The organism is Reyranella sp., assembly GCF_965249915.1.
In the GTDB taxonomy this organism is placed as follows: domain Bacteria; phylum Pseudomonadota; class Alphaproteobacteria; order Reyranellales; family Reyranellaceae; genus Reyranella.
On record NZ_OZ252257.1, the window covers coordinates 4,826,316 to 4,841,579 of the forward strand.

Below are 15,264 nucleotides of genomic sequence, written 5' to 3' on the forward strand. Positions count from 1 at the left end.
GGGCGTCCAATATGTCGGGCGAATGAATGGGGTCGCTTGAAATTAAAATCCCCTGCCGCGATCCCGAACGCCGGAAACGCGACAGGGGGACAACGCTCGTTTACTGGCAGCTAAGACATTCTTCGTAGTCATTGCTCTGCGGACCCGGCGGCGTTCCGAGCGGCAGAGAGGAGGGAGCGTCGATTCTAGGCGCCGTAAGGGCATGGTCGCCGAGCGGTGCGGCGAGGGCTTCGCCTGCCACGCTCTCGGCGCGCTGGATGGAGAGGGAGCGGCAGTAGTAGAGGCTCTTCACGCCGCGCTTCCAGGCCATCATGTGGATCTGATGCAGGTCGCGCTTATGCACGTCGGCCGGCAGGAAGATGTTCAGCGACTGGCTCTGGCAGATATAGGGCGTACGATCGGCCGCATGCTCGACCAGCCAGCGCTGATCGATCTCGAACGCGGTCTTGAACACCGCCTTCTCGTGATCGTCGAGGCAGTCGAGATTACGCACCGAGCCCTGGTCGGTCATGATCGCGGTCCAGGTGTCCTCGTCGTTCCTGCCCTTCTGGGCGAGGATCTTCTCGAGGTACGGATTGCGCACGACGAAGGAGCCGGACAGCGTCTTGTGGTTGTAGACGTTGGCCGCCGACGGCTCGATGCCGGGCGAGGCGCCGCCGCAGATGATCGAGATCGACGCGGTCGGCGCGATCGCGAGCTTGTTGGAGAAGCGGTCCTGGAAGCCGAAATCGGCCGCATCCGGGCACGCGCCGCGTTCCTTGCCGAGCGTCGTCGACGCCTCGTCGCACTGGCCGCGGATGTGCTTGAACATCTTCTTGTTCCACACCTTGGCCATCACGGATTCCAGCGGAATGCCGTTGGCCTGCAGGAAGGAGTGGAAGCCCATGACGCCGAGACCGACCGAGCGCTCGCGCATCGCGGCATAGGTCGCGCGGGCGAAGTCGGAGCCCGCGGTGTCGATGAAGCTCTGCAGCACGTTGTCGAGGAAGCGCATCACGTCCTCGATGAAGGTCGGATGCTCGTGCCATTCGAGATAGGTCTCGAGATTGAGCGACGACAGGCAGCAGACGGCGGTGCGCTGCTTGCCGTGATGGTCGATGCCGGTCGGCAGCGTAATCTCGCTGCACAGGTTCGACGTCTTGACCTCGAGGCCCGCGAGCTTGTGGTGCTCGGGACGGGCATTGTTCACGTGGTCGACGAACACCAGGTAGGGCTCGCCGGTTTCCACGCGCGCCGTCAGGATGCGGATCCACAGAGCGCGGGCCGAGACGGTGCGCTGCACGGCGCCGTCCTTGGGGCTGACCAGCGCCCATTCCTCGTCGTTCTCCACGGCGCGCATGAAGGCGTCGGAGATCAGCAGGCCGTGATGCAGGTTCATCGCCTTGCGGTTGGGATCGCCACCGGTCGGACGGCGGATCTCGATGAACTCCTCGATCTCGGGATGGTTGACCGGCAGATAGACGGCAGCCGAACCGCGGCGCAGCGAGCCCTGGCTGATCGCCAGGGTGAGCGAATCCATCACGCGGATGAACGGCACCACGCCCGAGGTCTTACCGTTCATACCGACCTTTTCGCCGATCGAACGCAGATTTCCCCAGTAGGAGCCGATGCCGCCGCCACGGGCCGCCAGCCACACGTTCTCGTTCCACAGCCCGACGATGCCCTCGAGGCTGTCATTCGCCTCGTTGAGGAAGCACGAGATCGGCAGGCCGCGGGTGGTCCCCCCATTGCTGAGCACGGGTGTGGCCGGCATGAACCACAGATTGCTGATGTAATCGTAAAGGCGCTGGGCATGGGCGTCGTCGTCGGCATAGGCCGAGGCGACACGCGCGAACATGTCCTGATAGCTTTCGCCCGGCAGCAGGTACCGGTCGTTCAGCGTGGCCTTGCCAAAAATGGTGAGACGGGCATCCCGGGAAGAATCGGTAACAACCCGCGCACCGCTTCGAACTTGAACGACATCAAACACTTGCGGTCCCCTTTTTCTTTTTGTCCACAGTTGTGGATAGAACAGTCTGTGGAAGAAGCCTACATCTTGGGAGCGATTGGCTGCTCCCCACTATCCATAGATAGTACGGATGCCGCCGAGCCTGTCATTGCGAAATTTAGTCCCCGTCTGTGAATCTCAAGAATGGTTGGTTAAGCATCTGAAATTGAAGAAGAAAATGAGGTTTGAAATTCTGTTTCAATCGGCATTTTCGACTCTTCGCAGGTGCAGCATGGGATGAGAACAAAACGCGCTTTCCCGCGGATTCCGTGGCCCTTGGACAGAAACCGCAGTGAATCGGCTCAACCTCTCGGGGCCAAGCCGGGAAAGGCGAGATACGATGGGCATTCTCGGCGTCGCCAAGAGTCCGTCGTCAGAATGTCACGGTCGGGCGTAACATCGCCCCCGGTTTTGCGGAGGAATGCACAAAATATGGTCACCGCTTCGGTGCCACGCGTCTATGGATTGGACGCCATCTGCGCTGCCGCCCTCCAGGCCGGGGGCGAGGATTCTGCACAATTTGCACGCAGGCTGTTTGGCCGGCTGTCGGACAAGGACCTCGCCGCCGCGCCGGTCGACCAGCGGGCCGCGGCCGCGATGTCCCTGCTGGCCTTCGCCCGTCGGCGCCTGCCCGGCGTCGCCAAGGTCCGCGTCTTCAATCCCTCCCTCGCCGACCATGGATTCGAGAGTCGCCACACGATCGTGCAGATCGTGAACGACGACATGCCGTTCCTGGTCGATTCCATCGCCAACGAATTCAATCGCCGCGAAATCGCCGTCCATCTGCTCGCCCATCCGGTGATGGCGGCACGCCGCGACCTCGACGGCGACCTGGTGGGAATCGCGCTCGAGGCCGGCGAACGCGCGCGCTCCGAATCGATGATGCACATCGAGATCGATCGCCAGGCCGATCCCGGGCTGCTGGACGAGATGGCCGCCGCGCTCACGCGCGTGCTGGCCGAGGTGCGGCTGGCGGTCGAAGACTGGCGGGCGATGCGCCGTGCCTGCCTCGACGCCATCGCCGACCTGGCCCTCGGCCGCGCCGCGAACCTCGCCGAGTACGAAGACTTCCTGCGCTGGCTCGAGGCCAACCATTTCACCTTCCTCGGCCACCGCCGCTACCGCTACGTCGAGGATGCGAGCCAGCCCGGCGGCCTGCGTTACGAGCTGGTGCCCGGATCGGCGCTGGGCATCCTGCGCCGCGACGAGGTGCGTCTGTTTGAGCCCGGCGTGGGCAACGGCGAGGCCATGGCGCGTTTCGCGCAAGGGCCGCACAACATCCTGATCGTGAAGACCGACCGCCCGTCGCTGGTTCACCGCATCGGCGCGATGGACTGCGTGATCGTGAAGACCTGCGACGCGGACGGAAGGGTCACCGGCGAACATCGCCTCGTCGGCCTGTTCACCTCCGCCGCCTATCACGCGGCGGTACACGACGTGCCGCTGCTGCGCGGCCGCGTCGAGACGCTGCTGCGCCGTTCGGGATTCGACCGCCACGGCCATGACGGCAAGGCCCTGCTGGCGATCCTCGATTCCTATCCGCGCGACGAGCTGTTCCAGATCGACGAGGACACGCTCTACGACCATGTGCTGGGCATCCTGCAGCTGCAGGAGCGCCGGCGCGTGGCCCTGTTCACCCGGCTCGACACGGTCGGTCGCTTCGCCACCGCGCTGGTCTTTGCCCCGAGCGAACGCTTCGATGCGGCGCTCTCGCAGCGTTTCGCCGCGATGCTGGAGAAAGCCTGGAACGGAAAGGTGACGTCGGTCGTCGCGTCGGGCAGCAGCGATTCCGCCCTGGTCCAGTCGCTCTATACGCTGAAGCTGCACGCGCCCGAGCAGGCCGGACCCGATCTCGCCGCGCTCGAGAGCAGCCTGGCCGACGCCGCGACGTCCTGGAGCGACCGGCTGCGCGCCACCCTGCAGGCCCAACTCGGCGAAGCGGAGGGCCGAGCCGCCGCGCGGCGCTGGCGCGACTGGTTCCCCCTCGTCTATCGCGAGACCTTCGATTCGATCCAGGCCGCGACCGATATCGGGCAGCTCCAGAGGTTCGTCGACGGCGCCGAGTTCGGCGTCCAGGTTGGCCGCCGCACCGGCATGCCGGCGCACCGCTTCGCGCTGCGCCTGTTCCATCCGCGCAAGCCCGTGGCGCTGTCCGACATCCTGCCGCTCGCCGAGAATCTCGGCCTGCGCGTGATCAGCGAGGTGCCCTTCCTGCTGCGCAAGGAGGGCGGTGACGAGCAGACGCATGGTGTTGCCATGCAGGTGCTGAGGGTCGAGACCGCGGACAAGTCGGCCGTCGATCTCGACGTCGCAGGCCCCCGTTTCATCGAGGCGATCGAGAAGTTGCGCACGGGTGCGCTCGAGAATGACGGGCTGAACAGGCTGGTGCTGGGCGCCGGTCTCGCCTGGCGCGAGATCGCCATCGTGCGCGCCTACGCCAAATATCTCCGGCAGGCCGGCATTGCGTTCAGCCAGGACTACATGGAACGCGCGCTGGCAACCTACCCCAAGGTGGCGCGCCTGCTGGTCGACCTGTTCGTGGCGCGCTTCGATCCGGCGCTGGGCGAGGCGGCCTCCGAGGTTCGCACGGCGAAGATCGCAGCGATCGAAACGGAAATCGGGGCCGCCCTCGAAGCCGTCACCACGCTGGACGAAGACCGCATCCTGCGGCGCTTCCACAATGCCGTGCTCTGCACGCTGCGCACCAACTACTGGCAGGCCGGGGGATCGAAGGACTGGATCTCCCTCAAGATCGACAGCCGCGCCATCGACGAGCTGCCGGCACCGCGGCCTCTGGTCGAGATCTTCGTCTACAGCCCGCGCATGGAAGGCATCCACCTGCGCGGCGGACGGGTGGCCCGCGGCGGCATCCGCTGGTCCGACCGGCGGGAGGATTTCCGCACCGAGGTCCTGGGCCTGATGAAGACCCAGATGGTGAAGAACGCCGTCATCGTGCCGGTCGGCTCCAAGGGCGGCTTCTACGTGAAGCAGGCCCCGACCGGGGGTACGCGCGAGCAGATCCAGGCGGAAGGTATCGCCTGCTATCAGACCCTGATCCGCGGCCTGCTCGACATCACCGACAATTACTCCGGTGGTGCGATCGTGGCGCCCGCCGATGTCGTCCGCCACGACGCGGACGATCCCTATCTCGTGGTCGCCGCCGACAAGGGCACCGCCACCTTCTCCGACATCGCCAATGCGCTGGCCCGCGACTACGGCTTCTGGCTCGACGACGCTTTCGCCTCGGGCGGCTCGGCCGGCTACGACCACAAGAAGATGGGCATCACCGCGCGCGGCGCGTGGGAGTCTGTGAAGCGTCACTTCCGCGAGCTGGGCCAGGACATCCAGGAAACGCCGTTCACGGTCGCGGGCGTTGGCGACATGTCGGGCGACGTGTTCGGCAACGGCATGCTGCTGTCGCCGCACATCAAGCTGGTGGCGGCCTTCGACCATCGCCACATCTTCATCGATCCCTCGCCCGATCCCGCCACCAGCCTCGCCGAGCGGCAACGGCTGTTTGCGCTGCCGCGCTCCTCGTGGATGGATTACGATAGGAGCCTGCTGTCGGCGGGCGGGGCGATCTTCGATCGCGCCGCGAAGTCCCTGACTTTGTCGCCCGAAGCGCGCGCGGTCCTGGGCATCGAGACGCCGACCCTGGCGCCCCTCGATCTGCTGCGCGCCATCCTGACGGCGCCGGTCGACCTGCTCTATTTCGGCGGCATCGGCACCTACGTGAAGGCGTCGAGCGAGGGCAACGGCGATGCCGGCGACCGCGCCAACGACGCGGTGCGCGTCGACGCCGGCCAATTGCGCGCGCGCGTGATCGGCGAGGGCGCCAATCTCGGATTCACCCAGCGCGGCCGGGTCGAGGCCGCGCTCGCGGGGCGCAAGATCAACACCGACGCGATCGACAATTCGGCGGGCGTCGACACGTCCGACCATGAGGTCAACATCAAGATCGCGACGGGCGGCGCCATCGCGAGCGGCGCGCTCACGGCCGACGCCCGCAATCCGCTGCTCTTCTCCATGACCGACGAAGTGGCGAGCCTGGTCCTGCGCAACAACTACCAGCAGAGCCAGGCGGTCAGCGTCGCCGAGGGCCAGGCCGCCGAGGAACACGACCGGCTGGAGCGCTTCATGCGCGCGCTCGAACGCAAGGGACGGCTCGACCGCGCCGTCGAATTCCTGCCCGATACCGTCGCGATGCGGGTGCGCGCCCAGAATCGCCAACCGCTGACGCGGCCCGAACTCTCGGTGCTGCTGGCCTACGCCAAGATCGACCTCAACGAAGAGATCCTGGCCTCCGACCTTCCCGATGATCCGCGCCTGCAAGAGGAACTGCTGCGTTACTTCCCGGCGGCCCTGCAGGAGAAGTACCAGGCGGCGCTCCAAGGTCATCGCCTGCGCCGCGAAATCACCGCGCTGCAGGTCGTGAACTCGCTGGTCAATCGTTGCGGCCCGACTTTCGTTCACACGGTGGCGCAGCGGACCGGCGCCTCGGCGGCCGCCATCGCCCAGGCTTTCACCGTCGTGCGCGATGCCTGGAAGCTGCGCGACCTGTGGGCCGACGTCGAAGCCCTCGATCCGGCGCTCAAGGCCGCAGCCCAGATCCGGATGCTGATCGCCTCACAACGCTTCGTGCTGCGTGGCGTGCAATGGGTCCTGCGGCGCCTGCCGCAGCCTCTCGACACCACGGCCGCAACGGATCAGCTCGGCCGCGCCGTCGCCGAGCTGGGCGAGCTGCCCTCGGATCTGATCGGCGAGGCCGAGAGCGCGGCGCTCGGCGAACGCTCCGCCGCCCTCGAAGCGATGGGTGCGCCGGCCGCTCTCGCCCGCCGCGCCGCCGCACTCGAAGCCTTGTCCGCCGCCGGCGACCTCGCCTTGGCCGCCCAGGCCAATGGCTGCACGATCGGCAGTGCCGCCCGGCTCTATTTCCGCCTGGGCGAGCGGCTGTCGCTGGCCTTGCTGGCCAATGCCGCGCAGAAACTGCCGCGCGAGGGTCTATGGCCCTCGCAGGCCGCGCTCGCGATGCAGGACGAGCTGGCGGCGCTCCATGCCGACCTGCTGCGCTCGGCCCTGCGCGCCGGTGGCAACAACGACTGCGATCCCGACGCGGCTCTCGCCGCCTGGAGCGAGCCGCGAAAGCTCGCCCTCGAACGGGTGGACCGGCTGCTGAAGGAGGATCTCGCCACGGCCGGGGCGATCGACCTCGCGATGCTGTCGGTCGCCACCGCCGAATTGCGCACCCTGGTCTAGCGCCGCGGCGAAGCCAGCGGCCGGTCGGGAAGCGCGTAGAGTGCCTCGACCAGCCGGCGCAGGTTGGCCTGCACGGCACGCTCATTGGCGAGGACCAGCCGTGTGTTGTTGTCGATCGCGTCGTCCAGCGTCGCGGTGCCGGGCGTCGCGAGCGTGGCGTCGTAGACCACGGCGCCCGTGACCGTATCGGTGAGCCGGTAGGCCACGACGGCCTCGACGGTCATGCCGTAGCCCGCAAAGGGCCTCTCGAGCTTCACCAGCGTGGCGTCGAGGCGGAAGCGACCACCATCGAGGCCGCCGAGACCGGCAGCCTGCAGCGTGCTCCCGAGCGCGGCCTGGAACTGGGCGGTATCGATCGCGGCGGTCCAGGCCGGCGAGGCACCCGGGCCGCCGCCGACGGGGGCGGCGCTGATCGACTGCCGATAGGCGGGCGCCGGCCCGGCCGGGAGGCCCGCAAGGTCGGGCACCATCGCCGACGGCCTGACGGGAGGGGCGGCGCAGGCCGCCAGCAATGAAAGGGCCAGGCAGGAGGCCGCGAGGGCTCGAAGGGGAGCACGCATTTCCATGTCCTCTCAGAGGCTCTTCAGGAATTCGACGAGCAGACGGTTTACCTCGGCCGCGCGCTCCTGCTGCACCCAGTGGCCGGCGCCCTCGAGGATATGGCTGCCGCGCAGGCCCGGTAGCGTCGTCGGATAGGCGTCGAGCTGGCTCTTGGCGGCCGGGAAGCGCAGCACGCCGTCACGGCTGCCGGCGATGAACTGCGAGGGCTGACGGATCGGCTGGCCGCGCCACGGGCCGCTGAGTTCCCAGTTGCGCCGCAGGTTGCGATACCAGTTGAGGCCGCCGCGGAAGCCCGCGCGCGCGAACTCCCCGGCGTAATAGTCGAGGTCGGCGTCGCTGAGCCAGCCCGGCAGCTCTGCCGGATCGACGGTGTTGGCCAGGAGCGAGCCGCCGGTGAGGCGGCCAAAGCCCTTGTCCTTCTCCGTCATCTCGCCGCCTGCGGTGTAGTAGAGCTTGCGCAAGGCGCCGCGAATGTCCTGCTGCAGCTCGGCTTCGGCGACGCCGGGCTTCTGGAAATACTGCAGATAGAAGTTGTCGATGCCGAGCTTCTCCAGCGCCGACAGGATGTCGACATAGCCCGGCGGCGCATAGGGCACGCTCATGGCCGAGACGGCGGTGAACAGATCGGGACGCCACAGGGCGGCATGCCAGGCGACGGGCGCCCCCCAGTCGTGGCCCACGATCACCGCCTTGGTTTCGCCCAGTGCCTTCACCAGCTCGGCCATGTCGCCCACGAGATGGAAGAGCGTGTACTGGTCGATCGGCTCGGGCGATTGTGTGCCGCCATAGCCGCGCATGTCGGGCGCGACGGCGCGGAAGCCCGCTTCGCTCACCGCCCGGAGCTGATGACGCCAAGAGTACCAGCTCTCCGGCCAGCCATGACAGAACAGCACGAGCGGGCCGGTACCGGCCTCGGCATAGCGCATATGAATGTTGTTGGCGGTCGTCGTCTTGAGTGTGACGCCCGGCACCGGTGAGTGGGTCATTCTGGTTTCCTCCGCGGAGGTCACCCTAGCCTGCCGCCTCAGCCGCGCAAGTGAACCGGCCGTGACAGGCGCGCGCGCACCGAGGCGCGCGACCCGAAGAGCAGCGACAGCAGGAAGAAGAAGCTGGCGAACAGCACGATCACCGGGCCCGACGGCAGGCCGGCATGGAACGACACGAGCAGGCCGACGGCCGCCGACGTGAAGGCCATCGGCGCGGCGACCAAGCTCATCGACCAGACTTCGCGCGCCCAGAAGGACGATGCGACGGCCGGCAGCAGGATGAGGCCGAGCGCCATCAGGGTGCCCAGCGCCTGGAAGCCCGCCACCATGTTCAGCACGGCGAGCGACAGGAAGAGATAGTGGTAGAGCGAGCCGCGCACGCCCATGGCGGCAAGGAAGCCCGGGTTGAAGCATTCGACGACCAGCGGACGATAGATCGCGGCGAGGCCGATCAGGGTCACGGTCGCGGTCGACACGACGAGGACCAGCGCGCCTTCGTCGACGGCGAGGATCGCGCCGAACAGGATGTTCATGAGATCGACCGCCGAGCCGCGCAGGGAGACGATCAGCACACCCAGCGCCATCGCCGTCAGATAGGCGGCGGCAAAGCTTGCATCCTCGCGCATGCTGGAGAAGCGCGCGATGATTCCCGAGAGCAGCGCCGTCGCGACGCCGGCGATGAATCCGCCGAGGCTCATCGCCGGCAGCGACAGGCCGCCGATCAGGAACCCCAGGGCGGCGCCGGGCAGCAGCGAATGCGCCAGCGCGTCGCCCATCAGGCTCATGCGGCGCAGGATCAGGAACACGCCGATCGCCGAACCGCCGACCGACAGCGCGAGGCTCGCCACCAGGGCGCGGCGCATGAAGCCGAAATCGGCGAAGGGCGCGATGACATACTCGTAGAACATGACGCGAAACGCTCGATCAGGCGCTGAGTCGCAGCGGCACGTCGCAGGTGCCGGCCTGCTCGTCCCAGGCCTCGGCCATGGCGCGGGCCCGCAGCAGGTTCTCCGACGACAGGACACGCGCCGTCGGGCCGGCATCGACCAGCTCGCGCGCCAGCAGAAGCGCGTGCGGGAAGTCGCGGCGGACCTGGTCGAAATCGTGCAGCACGGCGACGACGGTGCGCTTCTCCTGCCGCCAGCGGCGGATCACGACCATCAGGTCGGCCACGGTCTTGCTGTCGATGGCGGCGAACGGCTCGTCGAGCAGCACGAGATCGGCATCCTGCAGCAGCAGGCGCGCAAACAGCACGCGCTGGAACTGGCCGACCGACAGCGTGTCGATCGGCCGGCGCTCGAAATCCGAGAGGCCGACCGCCTCGATCGCCTGTTGCGCATCGTGCAAATCGGCCGATGTCGCGGCGCCGAAGCCGCCGAATCGCGACCAGCGGCCGATCAGGACGGTGTCGAGCACCGAGATCGGGAAGGAACGATCGATCTCCGCCTGCTGGGGAAGATAGGCGATCCGCTTCGCCGTGCACTCGATGCGGCCTTCCACTTGCGGCGCCAGACCGATCAGCGCCTTGAGAAGCGTGCTCTTGCCCGCCCCATTGGGACCGACGATGGCCGTCATCTCGCCGGCCGGGATCTCCGCCGACACGTGATGGACCGCCGGGTGACGGTCGTAGCTCACGGTCAGGTCGGTCAGGCGCAGCGCGGCGTTCATGGCGGACCTACAGCGCCCACCAGGCGCAGAGCCACAGCACGGCCGCGACGGCGACCGCGCCCGCGATTCGGGCGGGGGCGCTCATGGCCAGCAAGGTCGTGCCGGGAGAGATCGGTCTCTGCATTCGAAGGGATTGTTATAATATTACCCCTCGCGAGTCCATAAGGGCCCCGGCGGGGCCGATGTCACCGGCCGGTGAACGGTCGGTGACCGATTGTTGATTGGCAGAGCCGGGGCGGCGCGCGCATCTTGTCTCCATGTCGATGTCTTTAATTCCCAGTCGCAGATCCGTGCTGATCGGCGCCGCCGCCGTCGCGGCCGGCCTGACGGCTGCGGTTCCACGGCGGTCGTCCGCACGGCCGCCGGGCGATGGGCCCTGGGCCGTCGAGCTCTTCACGTCGCAGGGCTGCAGTTCCTGCCCGCCGGCCGACGCCTATCTCGGCCGCCTGTCGATGCGGCCCGACATCGTCGCGCTCGCCTTTCACGTCGACTATTGGGACTACATGGGGTGGAGGGATCCCTTCGCCTCCCGCGAAACCACCGAACGCCAGCGCGCCTATGCCCGCGTGCTGAAGCAACGCTATGTCTACACGCCGGAGATGGTGGTCGACGGCATCGGCCATGACACCGGTCGCGACAAGGCGCCCATAGAAGCGCTGCTGGCCAAGGCGCAGGCCCGTTCGCCCGCCCGCGCAACGCCCGAGCTTTCGCGGCCCAGCGGCAGTCCGCTCACCGTGCGGCTGGACGCCTTCCCGCTCGACGGCCGCGCCGCCGACGTGACCCTGGCGGTCTACGATCGCCGCCACGCGACGCCGGTGAAGAGCGGAGAGAACCAGGGCCGCATGATCGAGAACTTCAACGTCGTGCGGCAGCTCGAGCTGATCGATCACTGGGACGGCGCGGCGAAAAGCTGGACGATCGCCGGCGACCGCATCGGCGCCACACAAGGCGTGGCCGTCCTCGTCCAGTGGACGGACCACGGCGCGATGATCGGCTGCAACAAGCTGGAACCCGCCTACTCGGGCTGAGCGCTACTCCATCTTGGCGCCGGTCGCCTTGATGATGGGCTCCCACCGCTCGATCTCACTCGTGAAATAGGCAGCCGACTTCGCCGGATCGGCATCGCCCACCGGATCGATCGACATGCTGCGCAGGTCGGCGAGCAGCTTCTCGTCAGCCATGATCTTTCGCGTGGCGTCGGCGATGGCGGTTACGACCGGCTGCGGCGTGCCGGCCGGCAGCCCGACCGGATTGACCGTCAGCACCTGCACCTCCGGCAGGCCGCACTCGCCGGTGGTCGGCACTTCGGGCGCCAGCGCCGAGCGCTTCTCATCGCACACCGCGAGATAGCGCAGCTTGCCCGACTTGTAGTGGCTGAACGAGGTGCCGAACGTGTCGAGCATGAAGTCGACCTCGCCCGACAGGCAGGCCTGCAGGGCCGGACTGTTGCCCTTGTAGGGCACGTGCAGGGCGCTGAGGTTGCCGGCCTTCATCTTGAACAGCTCACCGCCCAGATGATTGATGCTGCCCATGCCCGAGGAGCTGTAGCGATACTTGTCGGGATGCGCCTTGAGGAGCGCCACCAGCTCCTGAAGCGTCTTGGCCGGCAGCGCCGGGTTCACCGCGATCACCATGGGCACCCGTCCCACGATGAACAGGACGAAGTCCTTCACCGGATGATAGGGCGGCGTCGGCATCAGCAGCGGGCTGGTGACCTGCGTCGAGGACGAGCCGAACAGCATCGTGTAGCCGTCGGGCTTCGCTTTCGCGACGAGGTCGGCGCCGATCGTGCCACCGGCCCCCGCCTTGTTCTCGATCACCACCGGCTGGCCCAGCAGCGCCGACAGGCGCTCGCCATAGCGGCGGCCGAACACGTCGGTCGGACCGCCCGGCGGGAACGGCACCACCAGCCGGATCGGCTTGGAAGGATAGGTATCCTGCGCGACGGCCGCTTTCGCGCCCTGCAATGCGCCCACGCCGAGAGCGGCGGCGCCGATGAGAAGCTTGCGTCTATTCATCTTGTTCCTCCCGTCTTTCTTCAGTCGTTGCCATCACCATTTCGGAACGCGCTTGTCGAAGAAGGCCGCGATGCCTTCGCGAGCCTGCGGGCTGGCAAGCCCGAGGCTGATCGAATCCACGGCCGTCGCCATCGAGGCGCGATGGCCGGACTCGTCGCTGTGCCACACGAACTGCTTGGTGCGCGCCACGGCATCCGGGCCGCTGCGCAGCAGGCCGGCCAGCAGCTTGTCGAGCTCGGCCTCGAGCGAGGCCGCCGGCACAGCCCGCGTGATCAGGCCGATCCGGTCGGCTTCCAGCGCGTCGATGCGGCGGCCCGTCAGGACCAGCTCCATCGCCTTCTTGCGGCCGACCGCCAGGAACAGCGCCATCAGCGCGGGCGACGGCGGGAACCCGTGATGGACCTCGGGATAGGCAAACAGCGCCGCCTCCTCGGACAGGGCAATGTCGCACCAGCTCGACAGGGTGGCGCCGGCGCCGAAGGCGTACTTCTCGATCAGGGCCACGGTCGGCTTGGGACAGAACCACACCGCCTCATTCAGCGCCTTCAGCTTTTCGTACGTCGCCACGATCGTGTCGTTCGACGCATCCTGCAACGCCCGCAGGTCGCGCAGCTCGCGCCCAGCGCAGAAGATGCCGCCGCGGCCGCGCATCACGAGGACCCGGCAGGTCGGATCGGCGGCGAGAGCACGGCAATGGCCGGTCAGCGCGTCGATCAGCGCATTGTTCAGCGCGTTGCGATGCTCGGGATTGTCGATCCAGAGCACGGCCACGCCGTCGGCCCGCCGTTCGAGTTCGATCCTGCCGCTCATATCGCTCCCTCTTCTCTCAGCGCCGTGATGCGCGCCTCGTCCAATCCAAGTTCACCGCGCAGGATGGCGTCGGTGTGTTCGCCGAGCAGCGGCGGGGCGCCACCGGGCACCGCCGGCGTCGCCGACAGGTTGAGCGGCACACCGACCAGCGGCATCGAACCGCCATCGCGGCGGGCCACATCGAGCACCATCTTCATCGCCGCGATCTGCGGATGGGCCAGCGTCTGCGAGATGTCGTTTACCGGCGCGCACGGCACGTTGGCGGCGTCGAGCGCTGCGACCCAGTCGGCGGTCGGCCGGGTGGCGAAGATCGCGGCCAGCGCCGGGATCACCCTGTCGCGATTCTCGATGCGCAGCGCCGAGGTGGCGAGCGCCGGATCGGCGGCAAGCGCCGTCGCGCCGATCGCCGCGCAGAGGCGCTGCCAGGCCGCATCGTTGGTGGCGCCCGCCAGGACGTGACCATCGCGCGTGGCAAAGGCCTGGTAGGGCACGATGTGCCACACGCCCGAACCGTCGCGCGGCGGCAACTTGCCGGCCATCGTGTAGGCGGGCACGTGATAGCCGAGCAGCGCGATCGCCGTTTCCATCAGAGATACCCGGATATGCTGGCCGCCCGCCTTGCCGGCCTGCCGGGCATAGAGTGCCGAGGCGATCCCCGAGAAGGCCAGCAATCCGGTCGCCATGTCGATGAACGAGGCGCCGGCGCGGACCGGGCCGCCGTCGCGCTCGCCGGTCATCGCCATCATGCCGCTGAAGGCCTGGAGCATCAGGTCGTAGCCCGGCTTGTCGGCAAGCGGACCCTCATGGCCGTAGCCGCTGATGGTCGCATGCACGAGATCGGGCCGAAGCGCGCGCAGCGTCGCGTCGTCGACGCCCAGTCGCCGGGCGACTGCGGGCAGGAAGCTGTCGATCACCACGTCCGCCTTGCTCACCAGCGCGGCCAGCACCTCCTGGCCGGACCGGCTCTTGAGATTGAGCGTCATGCCGCGCTTGCCGCGGTTGACGCTGAGGAAGTTGGCGCTCTGGCCGTCGATCACCGGCGCCCACTTGCGGTTCTCGTCGCCGCCGACATCCTCGACCTTGATCACATCGGCTCCGAAGTCCGCGAGCATCTGGCCGCAGAACGGCCCCGCGAGGACGCGGCTGAGATCGAGGACGCGGATGCCCGTAAAGGCTGTCATGTCAGGTGCCGCGCACCGTGGCCTTGCGCTTCTGGCGCCAGGCATTGTGAGCTTCCTTGGAGTCCTCGGTCTGGCTGAGCGCCATGAAACGATAGACGTCGACTTCCGAAGCATCCTGGATGTTGGGAATGTCGAGGCCCTTGGTCAGCGATTCCTTGGCCAGCCGCGCGGCGAGCGGCGGCAGGGCCGCGATCTCGTCGGCGACCTCGAGGGCACGGTCGATCAGCTCGGCGTGCGGCACCAGCCACTGCGCCAGGCCGATGCGATAGGCCTCGGCGGCATCGATCGGATAGCCGAGCGCGGCCTTCATGGCGTTGCCCTTGCCGACCCAGCGCGACAGGCGCACCGCACCACCATAGGCCGGCATGATGCCGAGTCGCACCTGCGGCAGGCGCCATTCGGCGCGCTCCGAGGCCACGATGAGATCGCAGCAATAGGTGGCGATGCAGCCGATGCCGATCGCGTAGCCGTTGACCGCGCCGATCACCGGCTTGGGGAAGTCGGTCAACAGGTTGGCGACGAACTTGCGCCAGTGCGGGATGCTTTTGATGAAGGCCGCAGGCGAGTCCACGGTGTGCGTCTCGGTGTCGGCGAGGTTGGCGCCGGCCGAGAAAGCGGCGCCCTTGTCGTCGCCGGTCAGGATCACGCAGCGGATCTCGTGATCGTGCTCGAGTTCGCCGAGCCGCGCCTCGAGGCCTTCGTTGAAGTCCTCGTCCCAGGCGTTGCGCGCCTTGGGCCGGCTCAGGGTCAGGATGGCCACATGGCCGCGTTTCTCGCAAAGCAGGGGCATCGTTCTC

11 protein-coding genes are annotated in these 15,264 nt (G+C 67.7%); 2 read left to right on the top strand and 9 right to left on the bottom strand.

The window, feature by feature from the left end; all coding sequences use genetic code 11:
- Window positions 1–100: 100 nt before the first annotated feature.
- A complete protein-coding gene (locus ACP15H_RS23765; protein WP_425068604.1) occupies window positions 101–1,969 on the bottom strand; it encodes a ribonucleoside-diphosphate reductase subunit alpha in 1,869 nt (622 codons plus the stop codon).
- A 450-nt stretch (window positions 1,970–2,419) separates the two neighbouring features.
- On the opposite strand from ACP15H_RS23765, the gene ACP15H_RS23770 reads away from it, so the two are divergent.
- Window positions 2,420–7,243, top strand: a complete 4,824-nt coding sequence (locus tag ACP15H_RS23770; RefSeq protein ID WP_425068605.1) for an NAD-glutamate dehydrogenase — start codon at window positions 2,420–2,422, stop codon at window positions 7,241–7,243.
- Here the strand turns inward: ACP15H_RS23770 and ACP15H_RS23775 are convergent.
- The 4 genes from ACP15H_RS23775 to ACP15H_RS23790 are packed head-to-tail and all read right to left on the bottom strand — an operon-like array spanning window position 7,240 to window position 10,458.
- Complete coding sequence (locus ACP15H_RS23775; RefSeq protein ID WP_425068606.1) at window positions 7,240–7,803, bottom strand: hypothetical protein; 564 nt, start codon at window positions 7,801–7,803, stop codon at window positions 7,240–7,242. The genes ACP15H_RS23770 and ACP15H_RS23775 overlap by 4 nt on opposite strands.
- Window positions 7,804–7,815: 12 nt before the next feature.
- Complete coding sequence (locus ACP15H_RS23780; protein WP_425068607.1) at window positions 7,816–8,790, bottom strand: alpha/beta fold hydrolase; 975 nt, start codon at window positions 8,788–8,790, stop codon at window positions 7,816–7,818.
- Window positions 8,791–8,828: 38 nt separating this feature from the next.
- Window positions 8,829–9,698 (bottom strand): metal ABC transporter permease, encoded by an 870-nt coding sequence (locus ACP15H_RS23785; RefSeq protein WP_425068608.1) that lies wholly within the window; start codon window positions 9,696–9,698, stop codon window positions 8,829–8,831.
- A 16-nt stretch (window positions 9,699–9,714) separates the two neighbouring features.
- The gene (locus ACP15H_RS23790) at window positions 9,715–10,458 is read right to left on the bottom strand and encodes a metal ABC transporter ATP-binding protein (RefSeq protein ID WP_425068609.1); all 744 of its coding nucleotides are present in this window, start codon (window positions 10,456–10,458) and stop codon (window positions 9,715–9,717) included.
- Between the two features lie 257 nt (window positions 10,459–10,715).
- Here ACP15H_RS23790 and ACP15H_RS23795 point away from each other — a divergent pair, with 257 nt between their 5' ends.
- Window positions 10,716–11,486 carry a DUF1223 domain-containing protein gene (locus tag ACP15H_RS23795; RefSeq protein WP_425068610.1) on the top strand — a complete coding sequence of 257 codons (771 nt, stop codon included), beginning with the start codon at window positions 10,716–10,718 and terminating at the stop codon, window positions 11,484–11,486.
- A 3-nt stretch (window positions 11,487–11,489) separates the two neighbouring features.
- Here the strand turns inward: ACP15H_RS23795 and ACP15H_RS23800 are convergent, their stop codons facing one another.
- The 4 genes from ACP15H_RS23800 to ACP15H_RS23815 are packed head-to-tail and all read right to left on the bottom strand — an operon-like array spanning window position 11,490 to window position 15,257.
- A complete protein-coding gene (locus tag ACP15H_RS23800) occupies window positions 11,490–12,476 on the bottom strand; it encodes a Bug family tripartite tricarboxylate transporter substrate binding protein (RefSeq protein WP_425068611.1) in 987 nt (328 codons plus the stop codon).
- 33 nt (window positions 12,477–12,509) lie between these two features.
- Complete coding sequence (locus tag ACP15H_RS23805; protein WP_425068612.1) at window positions 12,510–13,286, bottom strand: enoyl-CoA hydratase/isomerase family protein; 777 nt, start codon at window positions 13,284–13,286, stop codon at window positions 12,510–12,512.
- Window positions 13,283–14,467 carry a CaiB/BaiF CoA transferase family protein gene (locus ACP15H_RS23810; protein WP_425068613.1) on the bottom strand — a complete coding sequence of 395 codons (1,185 nt, stop codon included), beginning with the start codon at window positions 14,465–14,467 and terminating at the stop codon, window positions 13,283–13,285. The genes ACP15H_RS23805 and ACP15H_RS23810 overlap by 4 nt, the downstream gene beginning before the upstream one ends.
- Before the next feature lies 1 nt (window position 14,468).
- Window positions 14,469–15,257: an enoyl-CoA hydratase/isomerase family protein gene (locus tag ACP15H_RS23815; protein ID WP_425068614.1), complete on the bottom strand. Its 789-nt coding sequence runs from the start codon at window positions 15,255–15,257 to the stop codon at window positions 14,469–14,471.
- Window positions 15,258–15,264: the final 7 nt, after the last annotated feature.